Raw genomic sequence first — 24,122 nt, 5'->3', positions numbered from 1 at the left:
GTTGACAACTCGGGCGTGACTACGCAAATCCTGCATCTTAACCGATCAATTTCCATGCCAGGCTTTCCCCCGCCCGCAGCGGGATCAATGTTTCGTTTCCAAAACTCAGTTGCGACGGCACGATCCAGCTTTCCTTCTTCAGCGTAATGCTGTCCTTGTTGCGCGGCAGTTTGTAGAAATCCGCGCCATGGAAGCTGGCGAAGGCTTCCAGTTTGTCCAAAGCCCCCGCCTGTTCGAAGGCTTCTGCATAGAGTTCAATCGCCGCGTGAGCCGTGTAGACTCCTGCGCAGCCGCAGGTGCTTTCCTTTGCAGACCGGGGATGAGGTGCGCTATCGGTGCCCAGAAAGAATTTTGGGTTACCGCTGATGGCGGCTTCGACCAGTTTCTGGCGATGGGTTTCGCGTTTTAGTACCGGGAGACAATAGTGGTGCGGCCGGATGCCGCCCTGAAACATGGCATTGCGGTTAAGCAGCATATGATGGGCGGTAATTGTGGCTGCAATGTGGCCCCATGCGCCTGTAACGAACTCCACCGCCTCTTGGGTGGTGATGTGTTCGAACACGATCCGCAATTGCGGGAACCGCTGCGTAAGGGGCATTAATACCCTGTCCAAAAAAGATTTTTCCCTGTCGAACACATCCACTGCTGGATCAGTCACCTCTCCATGCACGAGCAGCGGCATACCTATCTCTTCCATTGCCGCGAGCGTCTGGTAACATCTGGCAATGTCAGTAACGCCAGCAGCGGAGTTTGTCGTGGCGCCGGCAGGATAATATTTCACGCCATGTATTGTACCGTTTCTCCTGCCTTCGAAAATTTCAGAAGGTGCGGTGTTGTCGGTAAGGTAAAGTGTCATCAGTGGTTCAAAGCGCATATCCGGCGGCAGAGCGGCAAGGATATGCTCGCGGTATATCAGCGCCATTTCGGCTGTGATTATCGGCGGCTTGAGGTTGGGCATGACAATGGCACGGGCGAAGCGGCGTGCCGTATCCGGCAGGACCGCCCGCATTTGCTCGCCGTCACGCAAATGAAGGTGACAGTCGTCCGGGCGGGTAAGGGTCAGGGTTTTCAAGATAACGTGTGCTAATTATTTTTCTAATCTATCGGACGAGAACCTGTAGTGGATTTCAACATTTCGGCGCCACCCCGGATCCCAACCCAAACCAATAATAAATGGCAGGCCGTGGACGACCTTGGATACCGCTCGTGTAAGTTGTACTGCTCGCGCGCCGGATCAGTAGCGGCATTTCCTGACGCGACCGAACCGAGGTCTTGAATTCAAACGCGTCTTTTATACCGGCGCGAAGGCATAGCGGGAGAACCGTATCTGACTGCCGCATCACGGGCTGCTAGCCCGTGATGCGGCCCATCAGTGTTTCGCTGGAGTGTACAGCTTTTTTGGCAATTAGCCGGGTAGCGGCGTCGACCTGTCCCCATGTGTTCCAAAGCAACACGCCGCGCACGAGTCCATCACGTAAATAATAAATCACGCCTTTACGAAAAGGCTCCTCCCAATCTTCGACGATATCCATGCGGGAGTCCAGTTCTCCCACCGCTTCATAGCCCAAGTCAAACAGGTCGGAATAAAAGAAAGGCTGATGATGGTAGGTATCCGATTGCCCTGCCATATTCCGCCCCGCCATTTCACCCATCACATTAGCATTATCCTCATGTTCCACGCGCATACGCTTATCCAATAACGCGCTGCGGAAGTTCGCTACATCGCCTGCGGCGTAAATGTCCGGATTGCTCGTGCGCAATTGATCGTCCACGACAATGCCGTTATCTACCGCCAGTCCCGCCTGCGTGGCCAAGTCGGTGTTGGGCGAGATGCCCAGTCCGGCAACGACGCCATCGGCGGAGATATCTGTGCCGTTTTCCGTGGTTACAATTGTTTTGGCGCCTTCAGTTCTCACGGATTTAACCGTTTCAGACGCAAGTACGGTGACGCCTTTTTCCCGGTAGTATGAATTCAGGAATTCAGCGAGAGGTTGCGCATAAACACGCGCGCCGATGCCGCTTTCCGGGAAAATCATCGTCACCCGCTTGTTGTTCATCGCAAGCGCGGCGGCAATTTCGGAACCGATGAAGCCGCCTCCGATAACAACGAAATCTGAACCGTGCTGACTCAACTCCCGCAGCTTAAGGTAGTCATCTGCGGTTCTGTAGTAGATTATGCTCTCACCAAAACCGGGAAAACTCCGCACCGAGCCGCCCGTGGCGAGCAAAAGCTTTTCGTATGTATAGACGTTTCCGGCATCATCCGTTGCAGTTTTTTTTGATGGGTCGACGGCCACCACTTTTTTTGCCAGATGCATCGCAACGTTTAGCCCGTGCGCATTCCGCCAGATTGATTCGTAAGCCGAGCCCTTCCAGAGAGACTTTGTCAGGGGTGGACGATCATAAGGCAAATGTCGCTCCTCGCAAATCATCGCGATTGCCCCTTCTTGATCGATCTTGCGAATACCGTGAACAGCAGAATCGGCAGTCATTCCACCGCCGACGATAAGGTATTTATGATGTTTCATAATCTTCCCCATTTTATATACGCGCCCAAGCGCAAATTGAGAATTGACCGGATTACGATATTTCAAAAAGCTTTTCGTAGTGTTCAGGAAAAAGATCGCTGCCGCATATTGGGGAACTCAATATAGATCGCCTTATCTAATTGTAGATCAGTCTGAATTCTTTGGTGAATTCCTTTTTTTGGAAGCATGATAGCGCGTCGGATTTATCCGGAACCGGATCGACAACCATCCAGGCGCGGGAAGATTCATCCTCCTTCAACAAGCTTTTGCCAGTATATAATGCGTTCCTCTAACAAATTCAAAGTTAAGGTTGGGCATGTCCCGTTATTACGACAATGAATGACACGAAAACTGACTCTGAAACGACTGTAATTGAGGTTTGCGTGGTGCGTGCGCGCGAGGTGCTGGAGTCTCAACTCCCGAAAATTAAAGACAAAGGATATGATTTCGCGCCACAGTTCAGGCAGATGACGATTCAGCTCTATCTGGTGGGTGTCATGTGGCGCCAGGGTGAGAGTCTCGATTTACCAGTTAATGCTCGCGACCATGCCTTTGCGGCGCTTGAGTCGATGCTCATCAGCGACGGCTTGAAAAAAAAGGATGCTCAAAAACGAGTTGCATTTCTGAGAAAAATGTCAAGAGCGGAGGGCGGCGACGACTCGCTTGCCGTGAGCATGGGCTACCAAGCTATGCCCAACGATGACAGCATCCTGGCAGTTTTTGATGAATATCGAAATGAAACACGCGTTTCCGGCTCATTGTGGCGACTGTATGAGCGTGGTAAAAAGATCATGGTTATCGGCGGTGCGGTGGCTGCTTTCCTGACGGTTTGGGTCGTAACTATTTTTCTTCCAAAAACTGAGGGAATTGACGTGCTGGCGGCTGGGCTCGTGGCTGCTGCCTTGGTTGTCCTTCCAACTTTTCTGGTGGGGTTGCTGATTTATCGAATGAAGATCAGAAAAGCAGACTCGTCGGGCGCGCGTCAATCTTGATCGTGGAGAACATCGGCATCATGGATGGCGCCGGTTTGCACATGGTCACCTAATAGGATGCCTGAATATAGCTTTGCCCTCATTCGCCTATCGGCGATCCACCTCCTGTTCCACTGCGGGTCGGCCTGGCGCTTACAGGGGCTTATTTACTGCCCCTTGGCGTATAATTGACCGTCTAATATTCGCTTAAGGCGATCCGAAGAAACGATGAATGCCAAAATTATGGATGGGAGTGCACTTGCTCGCGAGCTTCGAGCCGACTGTAAGATCCGCGCTGCGGGTTTGACGGAAAAGGGCATGCAACCTGGGCTGGCGGTGGTTATTGCCGGTGATAATCCAGCATCACGCATCTATGTGCGAAACAAGGCGAAAGCATGTAGCGACACGGGGATTTATTCCGAAATACACGAGTTTTCCGAAAACGCGAGCCAGGACGAGGTAATAGAGCGTATTCAGGAACTGAACCGGAATTCTAGGATTCACGGTATTCTCGTGCAGCTGCCGTTACCGCGACGCTTCGAAAGCGATAAAGTGATTGCATCCGTTGCAGTGGAAAAAGACGTGGATGGATTCCATCTTTACAATGTAGGATCGCTGGTTACCGGTAACGCTATTTTCCCGCCCTGCACACCTCATGGGGTGATCAAAATACTGGAAAAATACAGCGTTCCAATTGAAGGGCAGCACGCGGTGGTCGTGGGCCGCAGTAACATCGTCGGCAAACCCATGGCTCTGATGCTCTTGCAGAGAGGCGCGACAGTGACCATCTGTACCTCGAAAACCCGCGATCTGGCCGAGCATACGCATCGGGCGGATATCCTGGTTGTAGCGACCGGAAAACCGCATATGATCACCGCCAGCATGGTGAAGGACGGCGCAGTGGTGATAGATGTTGGCATCAATCGCATGCCGGACGGTAAACTGGCGGGTGACGTGGAGTTCGAATCGGTCAAAGAGAAGGCAGGTTACATCACGCCTGTGCCGGGCGGCGTGGGCCCGGTGACTATCGCGATGTTGCTGTATAACACTATCGAGGCTGCTGAGCGTGCATACGCACGGGCTTAACCGCGACGCAGACCAATCATATCGGTAATCCCAACAATTTCGAGACGAAAATGGAACCCATTCCCGACATAGATCCATCTGAAACACAGGAGTGGCTGGACGCGCTGGAATCCGTGCTGGAGCACGAGGGAACCGAGCGCGCGCATTACCTGCTGGAAAGGCTGGTAGAAAAAGCCCGGCGCTCAGGCGCATACCTTCCTTACAGTGCCACCACGGCCTATATCAATACCATTCCACCGGGCAAGGAAGATCGCTCTCCCGGTAATCACGCGCTGGAACATCGCATTCGCTCTTATGTCCGTTGGAACTCCATGGCAATGGTGCTGCACGCCAACAAGAACTCCAATGTCGGCGGCCATATTGCCAGCTTTGCCTCCGCGGCGACGCTCTATGATGTCGGCTACAATCACTTCTGGCATGCCAGATCGGAAAACCACGGCGGAGACATGATATTCGCGCAGGGCCATTCGTCGCCTGGTCTTTATGCCTATGCTTTTATGCTGGGGGAGCTGACGGAGGACCAGCTCAATAATTTCAGACGCGAGGTGGACGGCAAAGGGCTATCCTCTTATCCGCATCCCTGGCTAATGCCCGACTTTTGGCAGTTCCCCACAGTATCGATGGGGCTGGGGCCGCTGATGTCGATTTATCAGGCCCGTTTCATGAAGTATCTGGACAGTCGCGGACTGGTCAAGACCAGCGGCCGCAAAGTCTGGGCTTTCATGGGTGACGGCGAAATGGATGAGCCGGAATCGCTGGGCGGTATTTCTCTGGCCGCACGCGAGAATCTGGACAATTTGATTTTTGTGATTAACTGCAACCTTCAGCGCCTGGACGGGCCGGTACGTGGAAATGGCAAGATCATTCAGGAACTCGAAGCCGCCTTTCGCGGTGCCGGCTGGAATGTCATCAAGGTGATATGGGGCTCATACTGGGATCCATTGTTTGCCAAGGATACCAAGGGCCTGCTGCAGCAACGCATGATGGAATGTGTAGATGGCGAATATCAGACTTTCAAGTCGAGAGACGGTGCCTACGTCCGTGAACATTTTTTCGGCAAATATCCCGAGTTGCTGGAGATGGTCGCCAATATGTCGGACGATGACATCTGGCGCTTGAACCGCGGTGGCCATGATCCGCATAAAGTCTATGCGGCTTATGCAGCCGCGATACGGCATACGGGACAGCCCACCGTGATCCTTGCCAAAACCATCAAGGGTTACGGGATGGGTGAAGCGGGCGAGGCGCAGAACATCACCCATCAGCAAAAAAAGATGGGTACCACTTCATTGAAAGCATTTCGCGACCGCTTCGGTATTCCAATTGCAGACGACAAGATAGACGATATACCGTATCTGACGTTTGACAAGGCTTCGCCCGAGTATATTTACATGCATCAGCGGCGTGAGGCCCTGGGGGGTTTCATCCACCGGCGCCAGCGGAAGGCGGAAGCGCTGCAGATTCCACCGTTATCCGCATTCGATACTCTGCTCAAGGCGGGCGGCGAGGGGCGGGAATCTTCCACCACCATGGCTTTCGTACGCATACTCAACATTCTGGTAAAGGACAAGAGCATCGGTAAGCGAGTGGTGCCCATCGTTGCGGACGAGTCGCGGACTTTCGGTATGGAGGGGATGTTTCGACAACTGGCCATCTGGTCGTCGACGGGGCAGCTCTACAAACCGGAGGATGCCGATCAACTGATGTATTACAAGGAAGACAAGAACGGCCAGATTCTGCAGGAAGGGATCAACGAGGCCGGAGCGATGTGTTCATGGATGGCGGCGGCAACGGCATACAGCAATCACGGCGTGCAGATGATCCCGTTCTATATTTATTATTCCATGTTCGGTTTTCAGCGTGTGGGCGACCTTGCCTGGGCGGCTGGAGATATGCGTTGCCGCGGATTTTTACTGGGAGGCACTGCAGGACGCACAACCCTTAACGGAGAGGGCCTGCAGCATGAGGACGGCCACAGTCATCTAGCCGCATCCACTATTCCAAACTGCATATCTTATGATCCGACATTTGCGTATGAGATCGCCGTCATTATCCAGGATGGCCTGCGCCGTATGTACGAAGAGCAGGAGGATGTCTATTACTATATAACAGTAATGAACGAAAACTATTCTCACCCGGGGATGCCTGCAAATGCGGAACAAGGGATATTGAAAGGGATGTACCTGTTTCGGGAAGGTAATCCGGCAGGGGAGAATTCAAGTCTCCGGGTACAATTGCTCGGTTCCGGAACAATTCTGCGCGAAGTGATAGCAGCGGCGGAAATACTGGAAAAGGAATATGGCGTCGCTGCCGACATCTGGAGCGCCACGAGCTTTACCGAATTGAGACGTGAAGCGCTGGACGTTACCCGATGGAACATGATGCATCCCGCCGAGGCGCCGAGGTTGTCCTATGTCGGCACGTGCCTTAAGGATCGGAAGGGGCCCGTCATAGCCGCGACGGACTACATGAAAATTTTTGCCGATCAGATCCGGGAATTCGTGCCAGGGCGTTATAAGGTTTTGGGCACAGATGGGTTTGGTCGCTCTGACACACGTGAACAGCTGCGCCGGTTTTTTGAAGTAGACCGCTATTACATTACGATAGCGGCGCTCAAGTCGCTGGCCGAGGAAGGTCAGATCACGGCGGATAAAGTGGCGCAAGCGATAAGCAAGCTCGGCATTGACCCCGACAAGCCCAATCCGGTAACAGTATGAGGGGTCCGCAAAATGGCAAGCGCACATGCGCGAGCTGATTGTGCATTCGAGAGCGCCGAGCATGAACCGATTCGCGCTTCAGTAATATTTTTTCCACTACATCGACAAGAAACAGGGCGGTAAGGGTGATGGGATGGAAGGTGTGAATATGCCGGATCCGGGGTCGCAGATGAAGCCGGTGCATTATCATTTCATTGCAAATACCACACGTAAAATACGAATGAAGGAAGAGGCGTGGCAGAGACCAAACAGGTATTAATCCCCGACATTGGCGATTTTAAAGATGTCCCGGTGATAGAGGTTCTAGTGAAACCCGGTGATTCTATCCAGGCGGAAGACCCCTTGATTTCATTGGAGTCGGATAAGGCAACGATAGAAGTGCCTTCACCATTTGCAGGCATAGTCAAGGATATATCTGTAAAGGTGGGTGATAAGGTTTCTGAAGGTGCGCTCGTTTTGGTAATGGAAGTCTCCGACACGGATAGTGCGCCACCTGATTCCTCATCTGCCTCAGGCACAGAACCAGCAGTGGGTTCAGTCTCAGTTCCTGAGTTGTCCGCACAGCCTTCGCCTTCGGAGGCGCCTGCCGAGTCTCAGAGTGCGCCCGACTCTGAAACCCGGCCACGAGAGCCAGCTTCGGCAGGCCAACCGGTTAGTCCATCGGTAAATTTTGCCTCCGAGACAGACGAAGCCGACTTCGCAAATGCTCATGCCGGTCCATCAGTCAGGCGATTTGCCCGGGAACTTGGCGTGAATCTCGGACTGGTAAAGGGTAGTGGCCGCAAACAGCGCATTCTCAAGGAGGATGTTCAAGCCTACGTCAAGGCTGAATTATCGAAGACGCATGCCGGCGCCGCACTTGATCTGCTGCCATGGCCGGAGGTCGATTTCGCAAAATTCGGCCCGGTGGAGTTGAAACCACTGTCGCGTATTCAAAAAATATCAGGAGCGAACTTGCATCGTAACTGGGTAATGATCCCGCATGTTACGCAGTTCGAGGGCGCTGATATTACAGAACTGGAGGCCTTACGCAAGCAATCCAACGAGGAGATAAAAGAAGAGGGTGTGAAAATAACGGTACTGGCTTTTTTAATGCGGGCCTCCGCAGCCGCGCTGAAAAAATTTCCCGAGTTCAATGCATCGCTTGTCAACGACGGCGGGGAGATGAACCTGGCCATGAAGAAGTATTGCCATATCGGGTTTGCAGCAGATACACCCAATGGATTGATGGTGCCGGTAATCCGGGATGTGGATCAAAAAGGAGTCGTTGCCATTGCTAAAGAGATGGCGGGTCTGGCAGCACTTGCACGCAACGGGAAGCTGAAACCCACCGACATGCAGGGAGCAAGCTTTACCATCACCAGCTTGGGAGGCATCGGCGGCACTGCATTCACGCCTATTATAAACGCACCCGAGGTAGCCATCCTCGGCGTATCCCGCGCCAGCATGCAGCCAATTTATCGGGATGGACAGTTTGTCCCCCGTTTTATTCTGCCGTTGTCGCTATCTTATGATCATCGCGTAATCGATGGAGCAACTGCCGCGCGCTTCACTTCTTTCCTGGCCGAGGCCTTGGCCGACCTGCGGCGGTTATTGCTCTAAAAAAATACCATGAGGACAAAAATATTCTAAACAACGTTTCTCCGCTTCCATGTGTCTGATTTTATCGGCTCATGAATAGTTCCGAGCATACGCTCATCGGTATTTTCGGCGGAACCTTTGATCCTATTCATTATGGTCATTTGCGGATAGCTGAAGAGATTGCCGAAATGATCGATGTGCGAAAAATGCATTTTATCCCCGCTGGGTGCCCTCGTTTACGCTGCTCTCCCGAGGCATCGCTGCAGCATCGGGCTGTTATGGTCGGTTTGGCAATCCAAAGCAACTCCAGGTTTATTCTGGATGAGCGTGAAATCCGGCGTCCCGGAGTAAGTTATAGCGTGGAGTCGTTGCGCGAGCTCAAACAGGAACTGGGGGAGGACGTCGCGCTCTGTTTTGTTACCGGAGCAGACGCTTTCATGAATCTTGCCGCCTGGCACAATTGGCGTGAACTGTTCGGGCTGTGCCACTTTATTATTGCGGCCCGCCCGGGTCATATGCTTGCGGAAAATCCCGATCTCCTTCCGCTGGAATTAAACGCAGAGTGCGCGCGACGCTGGGTATCGAGCGTGGATAGCCTCAAACATGCAACCAGCGGCATGATTTTTATCGCTCAAACAACTTTGCTGGATATTTCAGCAACAGTCATTCGCGCACGGGTCGCCGCAGGGAAAAGCATCCGTTATTTGATTCCCGACGCTGCGCTCGATTATATTGCAGCAAATCACTTATATTCGGAAAAAGGATGACGCTCACTAAGCTGGTGAAAACGGTTGTTGCTGCCTTGGAAGAAATAAAGGCGCGAGACGTTGAAGTGCTGGATGTGACAAAAATAACAGCATTATTTGATCGAATGATTATTGCAAGCGGGGACTCTACCCGACAAACCAAAGCGATCGCCAATAATGTGGCGGAGAGCGTCAAGGCAGCCGGAGGTAAGGTTTATGGCATGGAAGGCGAGCAAAACGGCGAATGGATACTGGTCGACTTGGGTGATGTGTTGGTGCATGTCATGCAGGTTGCTGTGCGCGCGCATTACAACCTGGAGGAATTGTGGGCAGAAGGAATAAAAGTAAACAAGGCTTCCGCAAGTTCGGCCAGGAGCAAAACTCTCGTCGAGCCGTCTGCCGTCAAACGCCGTGCCGCCCCAGCTAAAGCTAAAGCGGTTTCCCCGGTTGAAAAAAATAAAGCCGCCAAGGCAAAGTTGGATTCCTCTGACGACGAGGCCTGAACCGCCACCGTATGAAGTTCATTATTTGTGCGGTGGGTCATAAAATGCCGGAATGGGTCGCGGCCGGGTTTGAAGAATACGCCAAACGGATGCCGCATGAGGCTGCTATTGAACTCCTTGAAGTCAAACCGGAAAAACGCATCGGCGGCAAAAAGGTGGAGCAGTTGCTGGCAGCGGAGGCCATCCGCATCCGGGCATTGCTGCCGGCCAAGCATTATGTCGTTGCATTGGATGAGCGCGGCAGGCAGCAGACCACCATCAAGCTGGCCGATTCTATTACCCGATGGATGGGGGTTGGGGGAGATATCGCTTTTCTCATTGGTGGCGCGGATGGGTTGGACGCCAACATAAAAAAGTCGGCCGATGAAGTTCTGGCATTATCCACGCTGACGCTGCCGCATGGCTTGGCGCGGGTATTGCTGGCGGAGCAATTGTATCGTGCCATGTCGCTTATCAAAGGACATCCCTACCATCGAGCATAGAAAGGCCATGCTCAGGTAAGATTGAGGCATTTCCCGGAGAAGGGCAATCTGGCTTATTCGGAATGTCTCGACACTTTCTACATGACTCTACCAGAAAATCGCATTTATCTTGCTTCCCGCAGTCCACGCCGCCGGGAATTATTGAAGCAGATCGGCGTGAATTTCGGAACCTTATTGCTACGTGAAGCTGCACCGCGGGGCGCGGATATGGCTGAGGTCGTGCTGCCAGGCGAGGCTCCGGCTGATTACGCCAGGCGCATTGCTATAGTAAAGGCTGAAATGGGGCGAGCTCGGATTTTAGAACGCAGGCTGACGGAGCTTCCCGTGCTGGCGGCGGACACGGCTGTGGTGCTGGGAGAGCGTATTTTTGGCAAACCAGAAAACCTCACGCATGCAAAAGACATGCTGCGCGCACTTTCCGGCCAGACTCATCAGGTATTGACCGCAGTAGCGGTAGCTGCACAAAGTGGGATACAAGTCAGTATATCCAGCTCTGCAGTGCGATTCCGCGATATCAGCGAACACGAAATCCACCGCTATCTCGCCGTGGGCGAGGCGCTCGATAAAGCAGGTGGTTATGCAATTCAAGGAATGGCGGCAGTTTTTATCGCGGAGATTTCGGGCAGCTACAGCGGTGTAATGGGATTGCCGCTATTTGAGACAGCGCAATTGTTACAAAAATCCGGTGTTGAAATATTTCCATGAACTTGAAAAAAAAACTACAGAAAAATCTTTCATGAACAGCGAGATTCTCGTCAACGTTACCCCGCAGGAAACCCGCGTGGCCGTAGTCGAGCATGGGGCGGTTCAAGAGCTGCACATAGAGCGCACCAGCAGTTGCGGAATTGTCGGCAACATCTACAGTGGCCGCGTTACAAGAGTCCTGCCGGGAATGCAGTCGGCCTTTGTGGACATCGGGCTGGATCGCGCTGCCTTTCTCCACCTCGCAGATATTTGGAGATTGCGCCAGAGCGAGGACGCCGGCAAGCCCATCGAGAAGTTGCTGCACGAAGGAAAGAATATTCTCGTCCAGGTAATCAAGGATTCCATCGGCGCCAAGGGGGCGCGGTTGTCTACGCAGGTCAGTATTGCGGGGCGAATGCTGGTTTATTTGCCCCAGGTATCCCACATTGGCATTTCCCAGCGTATCGAGGATGAAACCGAGCGAAAGTCGCTACGCGAAAAACTGAAACACTTGCTATCCCCTGATGAAAAAGGTGGCTTCATTATCCGCACCATGGCGGAAGCCGCCACCGACCAGGACTTGCAAACGGATATCGAATATCTAAATAAATTGTGGCACGACATCAAGGAAAAGTCCGCCACTGCTCAGCCCGGGTTACTGTATCAGGACCTGAACCTCAGCTACCGCGTATTGCGCGATTTCGTTAACGACAATACGGCGCGCATCTTGGTAGATTCGCGCGAAACCTCACAAAAAATGACGGCATTTGCCCAGGTCTACATGACCAACGTCGTGGGACGAATAGATCACTATGCCGGGGTGCGGCCACTATTCGATCTTTACGGGGTGGAAGATGAAATCGAGAAGTCCCTGGCGCGACGCGTCAACCTGAAATCCGGCGGATATCTGATTATCGACCAGACCGAGGCACTCACAACCATCGATGTCAATACTGGAGGCTTCATCGGTATACGCAGCTTCGACGATACCATTTTTAAAACCAACCTCGAAGCAGCCCAGGTCATAGCGCGCCAGTTGCGCTTGCGCAACCTGGGCGGAATTATCATTATTGACTTTATAGACATGGAGAACGTGGAACATAAAAATGCAGTCCTGGTGGAATTCAAGAGATCGCTGATGAAAGACCGGACGCATATGACGGTGAATGGTTTCACGGCGCTTGGGCTTGTGGAAATGACGCGCAAGCGCACGAGGGAAAGTCTTGCTCACATATTATGCGAGACATGCCCCACGTGCCAAGGCCGCGGCAAGGTGAGAACCGCTCAGACGATATGCTACGAAATCCTGCGTGAATTATTGCGTGAAGCCCGTCAATTCGATGCGCACGAATTTCGCATTCTCGCTTCGCAAGAAGTCATTGATCTATTTCTAGATGAAGAATCTCAAAGCCTTGCGCAACTGGCGGATTTCATTGCCAAAACAGTCAGCCTGCAGGTGGAGGTGGCCTATACGCAGGAACAGTATGACCTTATTCTGATGTAGCAGCTCGCTGATGCGCTACATCAGAAATCGGCATTTGTCCGGCTTGCTCCTTAGGTTCGTGTCTCGACTTCGAGTTCTATATTCTCGATATCCGGCGTTTCACAGTGAGCGAATTCCTCGCTATCCTCATAGGCCAGTCGCGTCGTGCCTGTGGCTTTGATCGCCGCACCGGCGATAAGTCCGGTCACGAAAGCGAACACGACACTGAAGATAATGCCGATGAGCTGAGCAGCCGCGATACCGGGCACCACCACAATGGCAGTCAACGCACCTAACAATCCGGGCATTCCGTGAAGATTATGGACGCCGCAAGTGTCGATAATCTTGAAACGTGCTTCCAGTCCAGGCTGAATGAACACATAACCGATGACGCTGACAGCGCCGGCCAGCAGGCCGATTGCGAAGGCGCCCGTCGGTGAAACAATATTGCATGTCGATCCTATGGCTACACCCCCAGCCAAGGCCGCATTTGCCATGTCGACCATTGACGTTTTTCCCTTGTGAAAATACGTGCTCAGGAAATAGGTGCTGAGGGTAGCGCCGCACAACGCGAGTACTGTGTTGACGACGGTTTGCGGCATCTCTTCAAAAGGAACAATGGCTGTGGCGAAGCTTGGCCAGAAAATCCACAATACCATGGAGCCGAGCATCGCAAAACGATCAGAGGTGGCATCTGATTCAATCGGTTGACTTCGTTGCCGCGCGGTGGTCAATGCGAGGGATAATCCCAAGCCAAAATAAGCGCCAAAGGCATGGATGATGACTGACCCGGCGGTATCCTGATAACCTTCCGTCAAACCCATCCCGTTATCCAGCACCAGCCATTCGTTCATCAGATACGCCGGAACGAGGAAAAGTGCCAGTAACGCATATTGAAAAACCCGCAGACGTCCAAGTACGGCTCCCATGGCAATGAGTGCGGCAGCCACTGCGAATTCGGCAAACAGGAGCGCCTTGATTGTGTTTGGAGCAATTTCATGAGCAAAAATACCATTTGCGCGCAGGAGCATATAAAGAGGAAGGCCGACCGCTACCACAAGGTAGGTGCCAGTCGTGGCGCCAAATCCGTATCTCCTGACAAACACCATCAGAAAACCGAAACCCACCAGCAACATTGCCAGGATGTGAATAACATAATTATACTGAGCCACTTGCCGAGCTTCATTGAGCTCGGATCCGGCGCCGCTCTCGCTCGCCCAGGCGCCGAAACACAGCAGAAACAGATTAGCTACACCACACAGCGTCAAGCAGAGGCTTTTTTTCATTTTGATTCCCCCCATGTTTCGCGATTATTGGTCTACCCACGCAGAGTGTGAACCTCAATAGCCGCGGACACAATAGGGATACTTCGAATGAGTTCGTGATGTCTAAAGATGGGGATTGCCTGGAACAACGCATGGTGTAGAGCGTTTCCCGATAGCGCACTGAGAGGTGGTAGCACATAGGTGGCAGATTACCTGTCCAGGCAGAATTGCGCCCGGGCTCACCTTTTTTCCTATCGCTCCACGACAGATGGGGGTTTGCCACTATTGACGGCCAAGGGCGTTCCGTGCAGTTACAACGTCATGCATCGATTCTGGTGAATCTTCCCAAGACTTGGAGATTACGTTTATGCAAATTTTTTATTATTCATCTTCCCAAAGCACAATGCTTTGGAAGATTTCGTTCTATATCCGCTGCGATCGTGTGATAAAGGGGAAGTAAATTAACCCGCATATTGTTGATAGTAGCGCTGACGCTCATCATCGAGGGGATGCGCTCGCCGTTATGCTCAATTGGGCTACCAATATATTGCAGATCGAAGCCTAGCTTGCTGAAGTGACTCGCCAGCCGTTTCTCCGTCAGAACGAACACCGTATCAATTCCGTTCAAGCGCGCAAGTTCGGTGGTGGCGAGGTACAGGCCAATCGGGATGAATGGGAAGCGTGGCTGGTCCGGCGTGCCAAAATCCCCGCCCGAGATGCCAACCGCGCTGTTTGCCTCACCTTTACGTCTGCGGAACGCGGCGATAACGGCGAGGCGTGATACCTCGGCGATGTCTTGCCGGGGTAATTTGGATGGGTCAATGATCGATCGGTCCAGCGCGGTAGCGCAAGTCTTTTCGAAAGGTAGCTGATAATAGGGATCCTCGGGCCGCGACAGGACAATGCGGGTGCAACCGATAAATTCGCCAGTCTTTATGCTACGCATCAGGAGATGTAGAGAATTGGCGTCGTGCTCATCGGTTTCACGTCTATCCGGCCTGGTAGGTTCAAATTTCAGGTCTTCACAATAAACCTGATGCCGCACCCGGTAGACCTCTTCCTTCAGGGCGTCTGAGAATGCGGGTACGATTTCGAAGTGCTGCTTGAATGCACTGCCCAGATTGAATATTTTTGATGAGAACATATTTGATTTCCCGCGACCTTCTGCTGGAGCGATGTTGGAAGGTAAAAAAATATCTGGAAATAAATTGGCTTCCTGTATGAGTATTAAGATGATTGACGTGAGCGTCCTTGAATCACAGGACGGACTTTACTCTCTGATTCGAGGCTGGTTCTTGGGAATTCACGTACCGGCACAGCGTCGGGGCCAAGTTCATCAGTCTCCATGCCCGCATGTATATTTACGGAAGGCCGGATGCTAACTTTAGAGCTACTCCTTTTATTTCTTCTCACGCCTTTTAGAATGATGAGCCTCAACTGGAATACAGGCCGATTTGGCCACACGATAGCGACATTAAACACAATGTCGCTATTTGGAACCGCGAGCACAAGCCGGGATTGAACCCGGTTGCGGAATTGAAGGTGGATATAGAACTGCTTGAAGGTGCGCTAAGGCTCAGCTTTGCTCAGCGAGATATTTTACCGCCACCCCGTAAGACGCTTCAAAGACATGAAAAATTGCGGGAAACGCTCCACCCGAATGTCCACGAAACATTGAGCCTTATGAATGGATACGTACTTTTTCGGTTGTTAGTCTTTTGTGCGGCCCGCCGATTGCCGGGGGCCGAACTGTCGCAAACGACTCATGAGAATGCACAAAAGATCCGCTTGAGTTCAGCGCGGTTTCAGTTTCCAGACTTTGTTAGTTGAGCCCCGTTTTCTGCAAAACATACTCGCGGTTTGTTATTTATTCGAGTTTTTTCAGATAGTCTTTGGTAAAAATCTTGTCGGGTAGATCTCGGAGTTTCATTTCTGTATATTCAAGCACGGATTCCTCGCCCCTGCGCAATGCGTCAGTCATAACGAGGCGGGTGGGCCGCTTCTTGCCCAGTATCATCTTAAAGTTTTCATAGCGAGCGGTTTTAAGCAAGCGATCCGACAATGAGTAGAACTCGGCGCGATAGGGCCAGAAATCCGATTGCCGTACCCAGTATAAGACTTTATGATACGTAACGCTTCGATCGACGCCAATAAGCTCCAGTACGTAGTACTTATCCCCGTCGATGGTGTCTGTGCGCAGAATCGTGGCGTTGTAATCGCCGGCAAAGTTTGCGCGCGCCAAATCACCGTTGGCTACCTGGCCGGTTAGTCGCTGCGACATGGAAAGGCGTATAGGTTGCGAAATCTCCGGCATGAATATCCACAAATCGCGCCCTTTCATCAGTAAAATTTGCCCGCGCTCGGAAGCCGGTTCGGTGGTCATCACCACGCTGTTCTCATTTCCTTTGGATAGAACCTGGTATTTGCGCCGCTCGGCAGTTTTATCAGGCGCTGTCGTATTGATATCGACGTCTACCTGGAAACTTTCACGCGGGAAGCGAATCTGGTCAGCTTTTTCCAGGATGCTTTGCGCTAATTCCGCATCCTCGGATGCGATCGATGCCATAGTGAAAAACATGAAAATCACCATAAGCAGGTATTGCAAAGTTTTTACTTGCATTTCAATTCCTGTCGTGAGATGCCGTTTACCCCTGTGTGGGTTTAAATATTTATGGAGTTTCTCATGAGCATTGTACACCTTGAAAATGTTTTCAAAGACTACACCCTCGGGGAGCAGCAGGTCCAGGCGCTGAGGGACGTTACGCTGAATATTGAGGACGGTGCTTTTCTTGCGATCGCTGGTCCCTCCGGCAGCGGCAAATCCACGTTGCTCAACCTGATCGGTTGCATCGATACTCCCTCATCTGGAAAAATATTCATCAATGGCCAGGATATCGGTGGCAAGAAGCCTGATGAGCTTTCCGACCTTCGGGCTCGAACGCTTGGTTTTATTTTTCAGACATTCAACCTCCTGCCGGTTCTTTCGGCTGAGGAGAACGTCGAATATCCCCTATTGCAATTCAAGGAGCTGAACGCAACAGAGCGGCGCGGCCGGGTGGCAAAATACCTCGCAATCGTAGGTCTGTCTTCATTTACTCGTCATCGTCCGAGCCAGCTGAGCGGTGGACAGCGGCAGCGAGTAGCCATCGCGCGTGCGCTGGCGACACAACCGAAGATTGTGTTGGCTGACGAGCCAACCGCCAATCTTGACCATAAGACTGGTGAAGGCATTCTTCAATTAATGAAGAATATTAACGTCGAATTCAAGACCACCTTTATTTTTTCTACGCACGATCGGCGCGTGATGGAATTGGCGGACAGGTTGGTGCACATAGAAGATGGACGGATTGTTACGCAGGAAGTGAGGGCGGGCGGGCCAGCTGTAGTTATCGAGCGGTCTCCCGCGACAAACCACCCTCTGGTTCAGGGCGCCAATCAAAGCGAGGCGGATGGAACACACATCTAAATCGACGTGTGTTGTATTGGTCGCGGCATTGATGGGTTTGCCGCTACAAGGCTTTGCCGGGGCTGGCGTACCCGACTCCCCTGCTCGTGCAAAACCGCCATCAGACACATCGCTAGTGGGTGATCCTGATAAGGAGCCTTTATATTTGACCTTATCTTTATCCATATCCCCATCTTCAACTCGCAGCGCGGTGAAACCGGCCAGCAGCGCACATATCGCTGTCGACCTGGGAAATGCCTTGTCAGGGGAGACCAGCGGCGAGCCCCTGCACATCTCTTTATCCCCCTCCCTTTCACTGTTCTCTGTCGAATCCTCAATCAAGGAAAATATGGCTGACTTGGCCTCGGAAGCTAAAGAGGACACCGAAACCGGATTTACATCCCGCGAGTCGCTATTTGGAGGCAACGCCCCGGTAAAGGAGAAATCGCCTCCCATACCGGTGTGGAAGCAGTTGGCAACGGGATGGAAAGGGTTTTCCCAGCTCGAAATCGCTGACAATTACGCGGATCCGGAACATTTATCCAAAGCAAAGCTGCGAACCGAATTGTCCCGAACCGGACAATTTGGCGAGCACGTAAAGTGGAAGATCAGTGGCCGTTTTGATTACGACGCCGCCTATGATCTATCCAATTTCTATCCCCCGGCGGTTCGCCGGGATCAACGCTATGAGTTTTTCCTGCGCGAGAATTACCTGGATGTTTCTGCCGGTGACTTCGACTTCCGCCTCGGCCGTCAACATGTCATCTGGGGCGAAATGGTCGGGTTGTTTTTCGCAGATGTGGTCTCGGCCAAGGATATGCGCGAGTTCGTCCTGCCCTCCTTCGATATCATACGAATACCGCAATGGGCGATGCGTGCGGAATATTCGAAAAATGACATACATGCTGAAGTAGTGTGGATTCCCGTACCGACTCTTGACGAGAGCGGCAAGCCGGGCGCGGATTTTTACCCGGGTCCCCTGAGGGGAGCAGCCAGTTTTCTGCCCGAAGACCGTTCCGGGCGCAATGTTGCGCACTCTAATTATGGAGTTCGTTTATCGCAACTTAAAAATGGCTGGGATATTTCAGGTTTCTATTATCACAGCCTGGACGCCGCGCCGACCTTCTATCGTGCCAGCGCACCGGCCGAACCCCTTGTCTTCCAGGCGCGACACGACGAGATCGACCAGGTTGGCGCAACGCTGGCGAAAGATTTCGGCTCAGTCGTGCTAAAAGGTGAGTTAATTTACACGGATGGGCGCAAGTTCAACGTCGCGCGCCCAAACGCGATCGATGGACTGGTCAGGCAGAATACGCTCGACTACGTACTGGGTCTTGATTTCAGCTTACCGGCCGAGACCCGATTGAATCTCCAGTTCTTTCAACGCGTCTTTTTCGCGCACGATCCAACCCTTGTTACCGATAAGCTGGAGCATGGAGCCAGCATACTCCTCAACGGCAAACTCCGGCACAACGTTGAGGCGCAGGCATTGCTGATTCATAGCCTGAATCGCAGCGACTGGATGTTCCGCCCAAGGCTATCCTGGAATTTTGAGAGAAATTGGCGTGCAGCACTCGGGGCCGATGTTTTCGGCGGACAACCCACGGGGTTATTTGGTCGTTTCGATCAGAGTGACCGCGTCTATACCGAGTTACGCTATTCGTTCTGATGACTATGCATATAAAGCTCAGCCGGCATTACCCAACAATGGACGGATCCTATAGTAGCGCTTGGGGCTCATGCGGAACCATCTTTTTTTCTGACCGATCGGAGAGCCAATTGCGCGGCATGGCGTAAAGAGTGCTGTTCAGCCAGCGTGAATGAATCCATTGCTGAGCGTATTGCCGGAATGATTCTCAATTAATTTGGTTGCGTCGGATATTCGTCGCGGTTGAGGTTATAATGAAAGGGAGTGTGATACGTATAACGAAGTAATCCGCTCCTTCATATCCTCGCTTTTCTCACTGCTGGTTATGGTAATTTACAGCTTGCTCAGGTAGAAACTGGCGCTTGCCGGGATTTTTGCATCGCATGTTATCCTTTATCTATGATGAAGCCTTTTCGAGGAACATCGGCTGGCTAACCCAGCGGGAGCAGGATCAGTTGCGCCATAAACGTGTGGCGATTGCGGGTCTGGGGGGCGTCGGCGGACTGCATCTATTAACGCTTTGCCGTCTGGGCATCGGCAAGTTTCATCTGGCCGATTTCGATATATTCGATCTGGCGAACTTCAATCGTCAGGCGGGCGCGACTGTAAGCGCCTTGAGTCATTCAAAGCTTGAGGTAATGACTCAGCAAGCGCGGGACATCAATCCCGAGCTGGAAATAACAGGATTTGCCGAAGGTGTAACTGCCGGCAACTTGGATGATTTTTTGAATGGAGTCGATATTTATATCGACGGTCTGGATTTCTTTGCCTTCGAAGCTCGTCAGCAGGTTTTTGCAGCGTGTGCGGCAAGGCGCATTCCTGCTGTGACTGCCGCGCCCCTGGGTATGGGCGCCGCGGTACTGAATTTTTTACCGGGTAGCATGAGCTTTGACGATTACTTCCGTTTTGAGGACGGCCATGAGCCAGAAAAGCCCCTGCGCTTCCTCATGGGCCTGGCGCCTGCTCGCCTGCAAATGGGCTATCTGGTTGATCCTTCTACGGTTGATCTGGCCAATCGCAAGGGGCCATCCACCATCATGGCCTGCCAACTGTGTGCTGGCGTGGCAGCAACCGAGGCTCTGAAAATCCTTCTCGGACGGGGTCCGGTCCGGGCCGCGCCCAAGGGCTATCATTTCGATGCTTATCGCAACAAGTTGGTGTTGACCTCGCGGCCTGGTGGAAATCGCAATCCCCTGCAACGCCTCGCTATAGCCTTCGCAAAGCGCAAATTGGGTCTTTAGATGCACCAAATCCCCCAGTCCATCTCGGATATTCTCGAACTCGCCCGCTGGGCGCCCAGTGGGGATAATACCCAGCCCTGGCGGTTCGAAATCAATGACGAACGCCACCTCGTCATCCACGCCTTCGATACGCGCGACCATTGCATATATGATCTGGACGGGCACCCCAGCCAGATTTCCTTGGGAGTCCTACTGGAAACTCTTGCTATAGCCGCCAGTGCGCACGCCATGCGAGCCGAATTTCGGCACAACCCCGAATCCCCCGATACGCGTCCCGAGTATTTTCTGGAACTGATCCCTGACAGCCTCCTGCAACCGGATTCGTTGTTGCCTCACGTCCAGCATCGTTCCGTGCAGCGGCGGCCCATGCGTACCATTCCCCTTACCGAGCCACAGAAGCAAGCGCTGCAGCATGCGATCGGAATGTTCTATACCGTCCGTTGGTTCGAGGGAGGGATACAACGCTGGCACCTGGCGAAACTGATGTTTGATAACGCCAAACTCAGGCTTACCTTGCCGGAGGCTTATGACGTTCATCGCAGAATCATTGCATGGAATACGCGTTTCAGTGAAAACAAGGTACCTGATCAAGCACTGGGGCTGGACCCGATGACGCTCAAATTGATGCGCTGGGTAATGACCAGTTGGGGGCGTGTCGATTTTTTTAACACTTATCTTGCGGGACACCTGGTTCCCCGAATTGAAATGGATTTGCTGCCCGGCCTGTTCTGTGCCGCACACTTTGCCATTCTGGCTAAAAAGCCACCTGAGACTTTAGACGATTATGTTGCGGCAGGCCGCGCGGTTCAGCGTTTCTGGCTGACGGCGACGGGTCTTGGTCTGCAATTACAACCAGAGTTGACTCCTTTGATTTTTACGCGCTATGTGCGCGAAGGCAGACCATTCAGCCGCCTGCCCGGCGCCATGGATACCGCGACCAGGCTAGGTAGTCGTCTCTCGAGGTTACTGCAGAACGATCCGGTAGAACAGGCGGTTTTTCTCGGACGCATCGGCAGTGGCGACGCCGTAACCAGTCGATCCCTGCGGTTGCCCGTTGAGAGATTAATAAGTGCGGAATAAATAAAAACTGTAACTCCGATTCGCTGAAACCGGTATTTGAATAAAAATGCGACGGCAGCTGTTACCCCACGGTTTTTTTCCGCGAAAAGGAGGGTGCTCGAGCCATAGGGTATGGAGTAGTTTCATAATGAAGGATATTTAGATATTGTGCCGTAGCGCGTCTACGACCTGCAGGCGCGACGCTCGGCGCGCCGGGAGCACGGCAGCCATGACGGATGCCAGTATGCCGGTAGCGGCTGCTGCCACAAGCGCCCACGGCACCAGACGAATCGTTGCAGTATAGCCAATGCTTGACCCCGGCGGCGGCGGCATGGCTATTCCCACTGCGGAGATAACGCTCGCAAGCATGATCCCCAGGATTACGCCGAGCAAGCTGCCAAGCAAACCCATCAGTGTATTCTCTAGCAGCACGAGTTTGAAGATCTGGCGTTGACGCAGGCCCAGGGCGAGCAATGTCCCGAATTCGCCGGTACGCTCGTAGATCACCATGTTGATGGTGCTAGCCACGCTCAGAACCAGCATGACCAGTATGATGGCCTGCAAGGCTCCGAACTGACGCCGGTACAATGCCTCGGTCTTTTGATAAAAGTCGGCCAACTCCTGCCAGGGCTTCACTTCATAGCCGAGCGGTCCCAGCCGCGCTCTGACAATTTCTGTCACAGCGTCCGTCGCGCCGGTATCATCCAGCAGCACAACAATGCTGTGAGCCGATGGCGTAAACAGCAATTCCTGAGCGGCTGACAGCGGTATGCGTACAGCCCGGTCATCGTATTCCTTGGAGAAAGTGCGGAATACGCCGACGACTTCATATTCATGCGTGTTCAGCGCGCCCTCAGGCGTATTCACCATCAAGGTCATGAAACTGCCGGGAGGCAAATGCAGAGCGGAAGCGACGCCTTCGCCAATTACCGCTCCGAATGCATCGGAGTCCTGCAATGAGCGGCCTTCAACGATGGTTGTTGCTGTTCCCAGTTGCGCTTCCTTGCCTGGTTCGATGCCTTCGCCAATGATAGGTAAATCAGCGCGGCTATTGTTGGCAAGACCGGAAAAATTCACGCGGGCCATTACGGCTTGTACATGTGGGATGGATTTTACCAAATCCACCACGACCTTTGGCTGCGTGATCATATAACGCGCCGGCTCGCGCCGCCCGTACTCGTTAAAACCGCGCCGGAAAATCTGCACATGCCCTATACGGGAGTGAATTGTCGTCTCCCGCAGTTGCACGAACACATCCTCGATAAACCCGCCACTGATGATAATGGCAATCACCCCGGTGACGATTGCCGCCAGCGTCAGCGCCGTGCGCAAACCGTTACGGAAAATATTGCGGAAGGCAAGCCTGAACATGCGCTTTCGAAGTTCTAGATGTTATGACGCAATGCGTCAACAATTGGCAGGCGCGACGCCTTCCAGGCGGGATATAAACCAGCGAGCAAAGTGGTTACAAACGCAATTAAAAACGCGTTCATTAACACACTTATCGTTACCCGGATTTCTCCGGTATAGCCTTCTTCCATGCCTGGAGGCGGCGGCATGGGAATGCCGATCGCAGAAATCAGTTCGGCCAGGCCGTAACCAGACACCAGGCCCAAGGATGCGCCAGCCAGCCCAAGTACGAGCCCTTCGATGGCGAACAGATAAAGTATTTTTTTTCGTTTGAAACCGAGGGCCAGCAGCGTGCCGATCTCGCCGGTGCGCTCGAGGACGTTCATCACCAGCATGTTGGAAATGCTGAGAGCAATGATGCATCCAATGATCAGCCGCAGCACGTTCATCTGCTGCGAGAACAGCGCCACCGTTTTATTGTAGAAATCGGCTTGCTGATACCATGGCACAAATTCCAGCTTGTTTTCTGCGGCCGGGAAGCGCGTGCGAAACCGCGCCAGATAATCGTCTGTGCGTTCGGTGTCTTCGAGCAGCACTAGCCAGGCGTGGACATCGCTAACCCGCATCAGTGACTGCGCCAGGTCGATGGGCAGACGTAAAGCAGAATCGTCGTAAGCCTGGTTAGTGCTAACGAATATTCCAACGACTTTCCCCTCGACAGCGTTGATACCACCACCCGCAGTGGTTGTCAGCAGTGCCACGCTGGCATCCGGCCTCACGTTAAGGGTACGCGCCAGACCGCGGCCCAGAATCACTTCTTTCGCAGCCGCATCGGCGAGATTCCGTCCTTCCACAATACGCAAGGACTTGCTCAACTTCGCTTCCTGTTGCGGGTCGATACCATCTGCCACAAATGCCACTGTTGTCTCACCATGGCTGATGAGCCCGGTTACCACCAGCCGCGGCGCCACCATCTTGACGCCAGGAGTGGATTCGATCGCTTTGCGCTGCGGCGAGCTCTCCGGCAATAAATAAGCGTAAGGATCGGCTGCGCCCGCATTGAGGTATCCCGGCCGCATGACTTGAATATGGCCTAATTGTGACTCGATGGTGCTTTCGCGCATGGCCCAGAAAATCCACTGGATGAATCCATCGGCGAGTACCAGCGAGCTGGCCCCGACAGTCACCGTAAGTAGGGCTACCAGTGCCCGTCTTCGATTACGCGCAAGATTGCGCGTGGCGATCAGCAGGTCAGCCATGGCATTCAAAAATCATAGAAGATTTAACTGGACAATTCATGAGTTGCGGGGGTAACGTCATTACCTGAGTCGCG

Annotated in this window: 20 protein-coding genes; 13 read left to right on the top strand and 7 right to left on the bottom strand. The window is 52.9% G+C overall.

What is annotated here, in order from left to right; translation table 11 throughout:
• Positions 1–37 precede the first annotated feature (37 nt).
• Both pyrC and BLS94_RS09615 read right to left on the bottom strand, forming a co-directional pair.
• Entirely contained in the window at positions 38–1,075 is a 1,038-nt protein-coding gene (gene pyrC, locus BLS94_RS09620; RefSeq protein ID WP_090960250.1) for a dihydroorotase, read from the bottom strand.
• 274 nt (positions 1,076–1,349) lie between these two features.
• A complete protein-coding gene (locus tag BLS94_RS09615; RefSeq protein ID WP_090960296.1) occupies positions 1,350–2,528 on the bottom strand; it encodes an NAD(P)/FAD-dependent oxidoreductase in 1,179 nt (392 codons plus the stop codon).
• Between the two features lie 335 nt (positions 2,529–2,863).
• Here BLS94_RS09615 and BLS94_RS09610 point away from each other — a divergent pair, with 335 nt between their 5' ends.
• The 9 genes from BLS94_RS09610 (at position 2,864) to rng (ending at position 12,802) form a co-directional block, all read left to right on the top strand.
• Complete coding sequence (locus BLS94_RS09610) at positions 2,864–3,520, top strand: hypothetical protein (RefSeq protein WP_072768448.1); 657 nt, start codon at positions 2,864–2,866, stop codon at positions 3,518–3,520.
• Between the two features lie 207 nt (positions 3,521–3,727).
• The gene (gene folD / locus BLS94_RS09605; protein ID WP_090960247.1) at positions 3,728–4,585 is read left to right on the top strand and encodes a bifunctional methylenetetrahydrofolate dehydrogenase/methenyltetrahydrofolate cyclohydrolase FolD; all 858 of its coding nucleotides are present in this window, start codon (positions 3,728–3,730) and stop codon (positions 4,583–4,585) included.
• Positions 4,586–4,635: 50 nt separating this feature from the next.
• On the top strand, positions 4,636–7,302 hold the full coding sequence (aceE, locus tag BLS94_RS09600; protein WP_090960244.1) for a pyruvate dehydrogenase (acetyl-transferring), homodimeric type: 2,667 nt from the start codon (positions 4,636–4,638) through the stop codon (positions 7,300–7,302).
• Positions 7,303–7,536: 234 nt separating this feature from the next.
• A complete protein-coding gene (gene aceF / locus BLS94_RS09595) occupies positions 7,537–8,904 on the top strand; it encodes a dihydrolipoyllysine-residue acetyltransferase (RefSeq protein WP_090960241.1) in 1,368 nt (455 codons plus the stop codon).
• Between the two features lie 71 nt (positions 8,905–8,975).
• Positions 8,976–9,650, top strand: coding sequence for a nicotinate-nucleotide adenylyltransferase (nadD, locus tag BLS94_RS09590; RefSeq protein ID WP_090960239.1), 675 nt, complete (start codon positions 8,976–8,978; stop codon positions 9,648–9,650).
• Positions 9,647–10,132 carry a ribosome silencing factor gene (rsfS, locus tag BLS94_RS09585; protein WP_090960236.1) on the top strand — a complete coding sequence of 162 codons (486 nt, stop codon included), beginning with the start codon at positions 9,647–9,649 and terminating at the stop codon, positions 10,130–10,132. The genes nadD and rsfS overlap by 4 nt, the downstream gene beginning before the upstream one ends.
• 11 nt (positions 10,133–10,143) lie before the next feature.
• Positions 10,144–10,614: a 23S rRNA (pseudouridine(1915)-N(3))-methyltransferase RlmH gene (gene rlmH / locus BLS94_RS09580; protein ID WP_072768454.1), complete on the top strand. Its 471-nt coding sequence runs from the start codon at positions 10,144–10,146 to the stop codon at positions 10,612–10,614.
• Positions 10,615–10,695: 81 nt separating this feature from the next.
• Entirely contained in the window at positions 10,696–11,319 is a 624-nt protein-coding gene (locus BLS94_RS09575; protein ID WP_090960232.1) for a Maf family protein, read from the top strand.
• Between the two features lie 31 nt (positions 11,320–11,350).
• Complete coding sequence (gene rng / locus BLS94_RS09570) at positions 11,351–12,802, top strand: ribonuclease G (protein WP_072768499.1); 1,452 nt, start codon at positions 11,351–11,353, stop codon at positions 12,800–12,802.
• A 50-nt stretch (positions 12,803–12,852) separates the two neighbouring features.
• Here rng and BLS94_RS09565 read toward each other — a convergent pair whose 3' ends face one another.
• From BLS94_RS09565 to BLS94_RS09555, 3 genes are all read right to left on the bottom strand, one after another.
• Positions 12,853–14,067, bottom strand: coding sequence for an ammonium transporter (locus BLS94_RS09565; protein ID WP_072768456.1), 1,215 nt, complete (start codon positions 14,065–14,067; stop codon positions 12,853–12,855).
• Between the two features lie 364 nt (positions 14,068–14,431).
• The gene (locus BLS94_RS09560; protein WP_090960228.1) at positions 14,432–15,190 is read right to left on the bottom strand and encodes a PEP-CTERM/exosortase system-associated acyltransferase; all 759 of its coding nucleotides are present in this window, start codon (positions 15,188–15,190) and stop codon (positions 14,432–14,434) included.
• 723 nt (positions 15,191–15,913) lie between these two features.
• On the bottom strand, positions 15,914–16,666 hold the full coding sequence (locus BLS94_RS09555; RefSeq protein ID WP_090960225.1) for an outer membrane lipoprotein-sorting protein: 753 nt from the start codon (positions 16,664–16,666) through the stop codon (positions 15,914–15,916).
• A gap of 63 nt (positions 16,667–16,729) precedes the next feature.
• Between BLS94_RS09555 and BLS94_RS09550 the strand changes: the two genes are divergently transcribed.
• The 4 genes from BLS94_RS09550 to BLS94_RS09535 all read left to right on the top strand — a co-directional run bounded on the left by BLS94_RS09550 (position 16,730) and on the right by BLS94_RS09535 (position 21,460).
• Complete coding sequence (locus BLS94_RS09550; RefSeq protein WP_090960294.1) at positions 16,730–17,512, top strand: ABC transporter ATP-binding protein; 783 nt, start codon at positions 16,730–16,732, stop codon at positions 17,510–17,512.
• Complete coding sequence (locus BLS94_RS09545) at positions 17,496–19,160, top strand: DUF1302 family protein (protein ID WP_090960222.1); 1,665 nt, start codon at positions 17,496–17,498, stop codon at positions 19,158–19,160. Before BLS94_RS09550 ends, BLS94_RS09545 begins: the two co-directional genes overlap by 17 nt.
• 362 nt (positions 19,161–19,522) lie before the next feature.
• Positions 19,523–20,380 carry a ThiF family adenylyltransferase gene (locus tag BLS94_RS09540; protein WP_090960219.1) on the top strand — a complete coding sequence of 286 codons (858 nt, stop codon included), beginning with the start codon at positions 19,523–19,525 and terminating at the stop codon, positions 20,378–20,380.
• Positions 20,381–21,460: a nitroreductase family protein gene (locus BLS94_RS09535; RefSeq protein ID WP_090960216.1), complete on the top strand. Its 1,080-nt coding sequence runs from the start codon at positions 20,381–20,383 to the stop codon at positions 21,458–21,460.
• Between the two features lie 138 nt (positions 21,461–21,598).
• Here BLS94_RS09535 and BLS94_RS09530 read toward each other — a convergent pair whose 3' ends face one another.
• Both BLS94_RS09530 and BLS94_RS09525 read right to left on the bottom strand, forming a co-directional pair.
• Positions 21,599–22,810 carry an ABC transporter permease gene (locus tag BLS94_RS09530; RefSeq protein ID WP_090960213.1) on the bottom strand — a complete coding sequence of 404 codons (1,212 nt, stop codon included), beginning with the start codon at positions 22,808–22,810 and terminating at the stop codon, positions 21,599–21,601.
• A 14-nt stretch (positions 22,811–22,824) separates the two neighbouring features.
• Positions 22,825–24,048, bottom strand: a complete 1,224-nt coding sequence (locus tag BLS94_RS09525; protein WP_090960210.1) for an ABC transporter permease — start codon at positions 24,046–24,048, stop codon at positions 22,825–22,827.
• Between the last annotated feature and the right edge of the window lie 74 nt (positions 24,049–24,122).

The organism is Nitrosospira sp. Nsp18 (genome assembly GCF_900103145.1).
Taxonomy (GTDB): Bacteria; Pseudomonadota; Gammaproteobacteria; order Burkholderiales; family Nitrosomonadaceae; genus Nitrosospira.
Note: the sequence above shows the minus strand (reverse complement) of the source record. Positions and strands in the feature narration are given on the sequence as shown.

Bases quoted from the DNA above. Each gene is read 5' to 3' on its own strand.
- BLS94_RS09615 (WP_090960296.1), bottom strand. From the start codon at position 2,528: ATGAAACATCATAAATACCTTATCGTCGGCGGTGGAATGACTGCCGAT.
- BLS94_RS09610 (WP_072768448.1), top strand. From the start codon at position 2,864: ATGAATGACACGAAAACTGACTCTGAAACGACTGTAATTGAGGTTTGC.
- folD (WP_090960247.1), top strand. From the start codon at position 3,728: ATGAATGCCAAAATTATGGATGGGAGTGCACTTGCTCGCGAGCTTCGA.
- aceE (WP_090960244.1), top strand. From the start codon at position 4,636: ATGGAACCCATTCCCGACATAGATCCATCTGAAACACAGGAGTGGCTG.
- nadD (WP_090960239.1), top strand. From the start codon at position 8,976: ATGAATAGTTCCGAGCATACGCTCATCGGTATTTTCGGCGGAACCTTT.
- rsfS (WP_090960236.1), top strand. From the start codon at position 9,647: ATGACGCTCACTAAGCTGGTGAAAACGGTTGTTGCTGCCTTGGAAGAA.
- rlmH (WP_072768454.1), top strand. From the start codon at position 10,144: ATGAAGTTCATTATTTGTGCGGTGGGTCATAAAATGCCGGAATGGGTC.
- BLS94_RS09575 (WP_090960232.1), top strand. From the start codon at position 10,696: ATGACTCTACCAGAAAATCGCATTTATCTTGCTTCCCGCAGTCCACGC.
- rng (WP_072768499.1), top strand. From the start codon at position 11,351: ATGAACAGCGAGATTCTCGTCAACGTTACCCCGCAGGAAACCCGCGTG.
- BLS94_RS09565 (WP_072768456.1), bottom strand. From the start codon at position 14,067: ATGAAAAAAAGCCTCTGCTTGACGCTGTGTGGTGTAGCTAATCTGTTT.
- BLS94_RS09560 (WP_090960228.1), bottom strand. From the start codon at position 15,190: ATGTTCTCATCAAAAATATTCAATCTGGGCAGTGCATTCAAGCAGCAC.
- BLS94_RS09555 (WP_090960225.1), bottom strand. From the start codon at position 16,666: ATGCAAGTAAAAACTTTGCAATACCTGCTTATGGTGATTTTCATGTTT.
- BLS94_RS09550 (WP_090960294.1), top strand. From the start codon at position 16,730: ATGAGCATTGTACACCTTGAAAATGTTTTCAAAGACTACACCCTCGGG.
- BLS94_RS09545 (WP_090960222.1), top strand. From the start codon at position 17,496: ATGGAACACACATCTAAATCGACGTGTGTTGTATTGGTCGCGGCATTG.
- BLS94_RS09540 (WP_090960219.1), top strand. From the start codon at position 19,523: ATGTTATCCTTTATCTATGATGAAGCCTTTTCGAGGAACATCGGCTGG.
- BLS94_RS09535 (WP_090960216.1), top strand. From the start codon at position 20,381: ATGCACCAAATCCCCCAGTCCATCTCGGATATTCTCGAACTCGCCCGC.
- BLS94_RS09530 (WP_090960213.1), bottom strand. From the start codon at position 22,810: ATGTTCAGGCTTGCCTTCCGCAATATTTTCCGTAACGGTTTGCGCACG.
- BLS94_RS09525 (WP_090960210.1), bottom strand. From the start codon at position 24,048: ATGGCTGACCTGCTGATCGCCACGCGCAATCTTGCGCGTAATCGAAGA.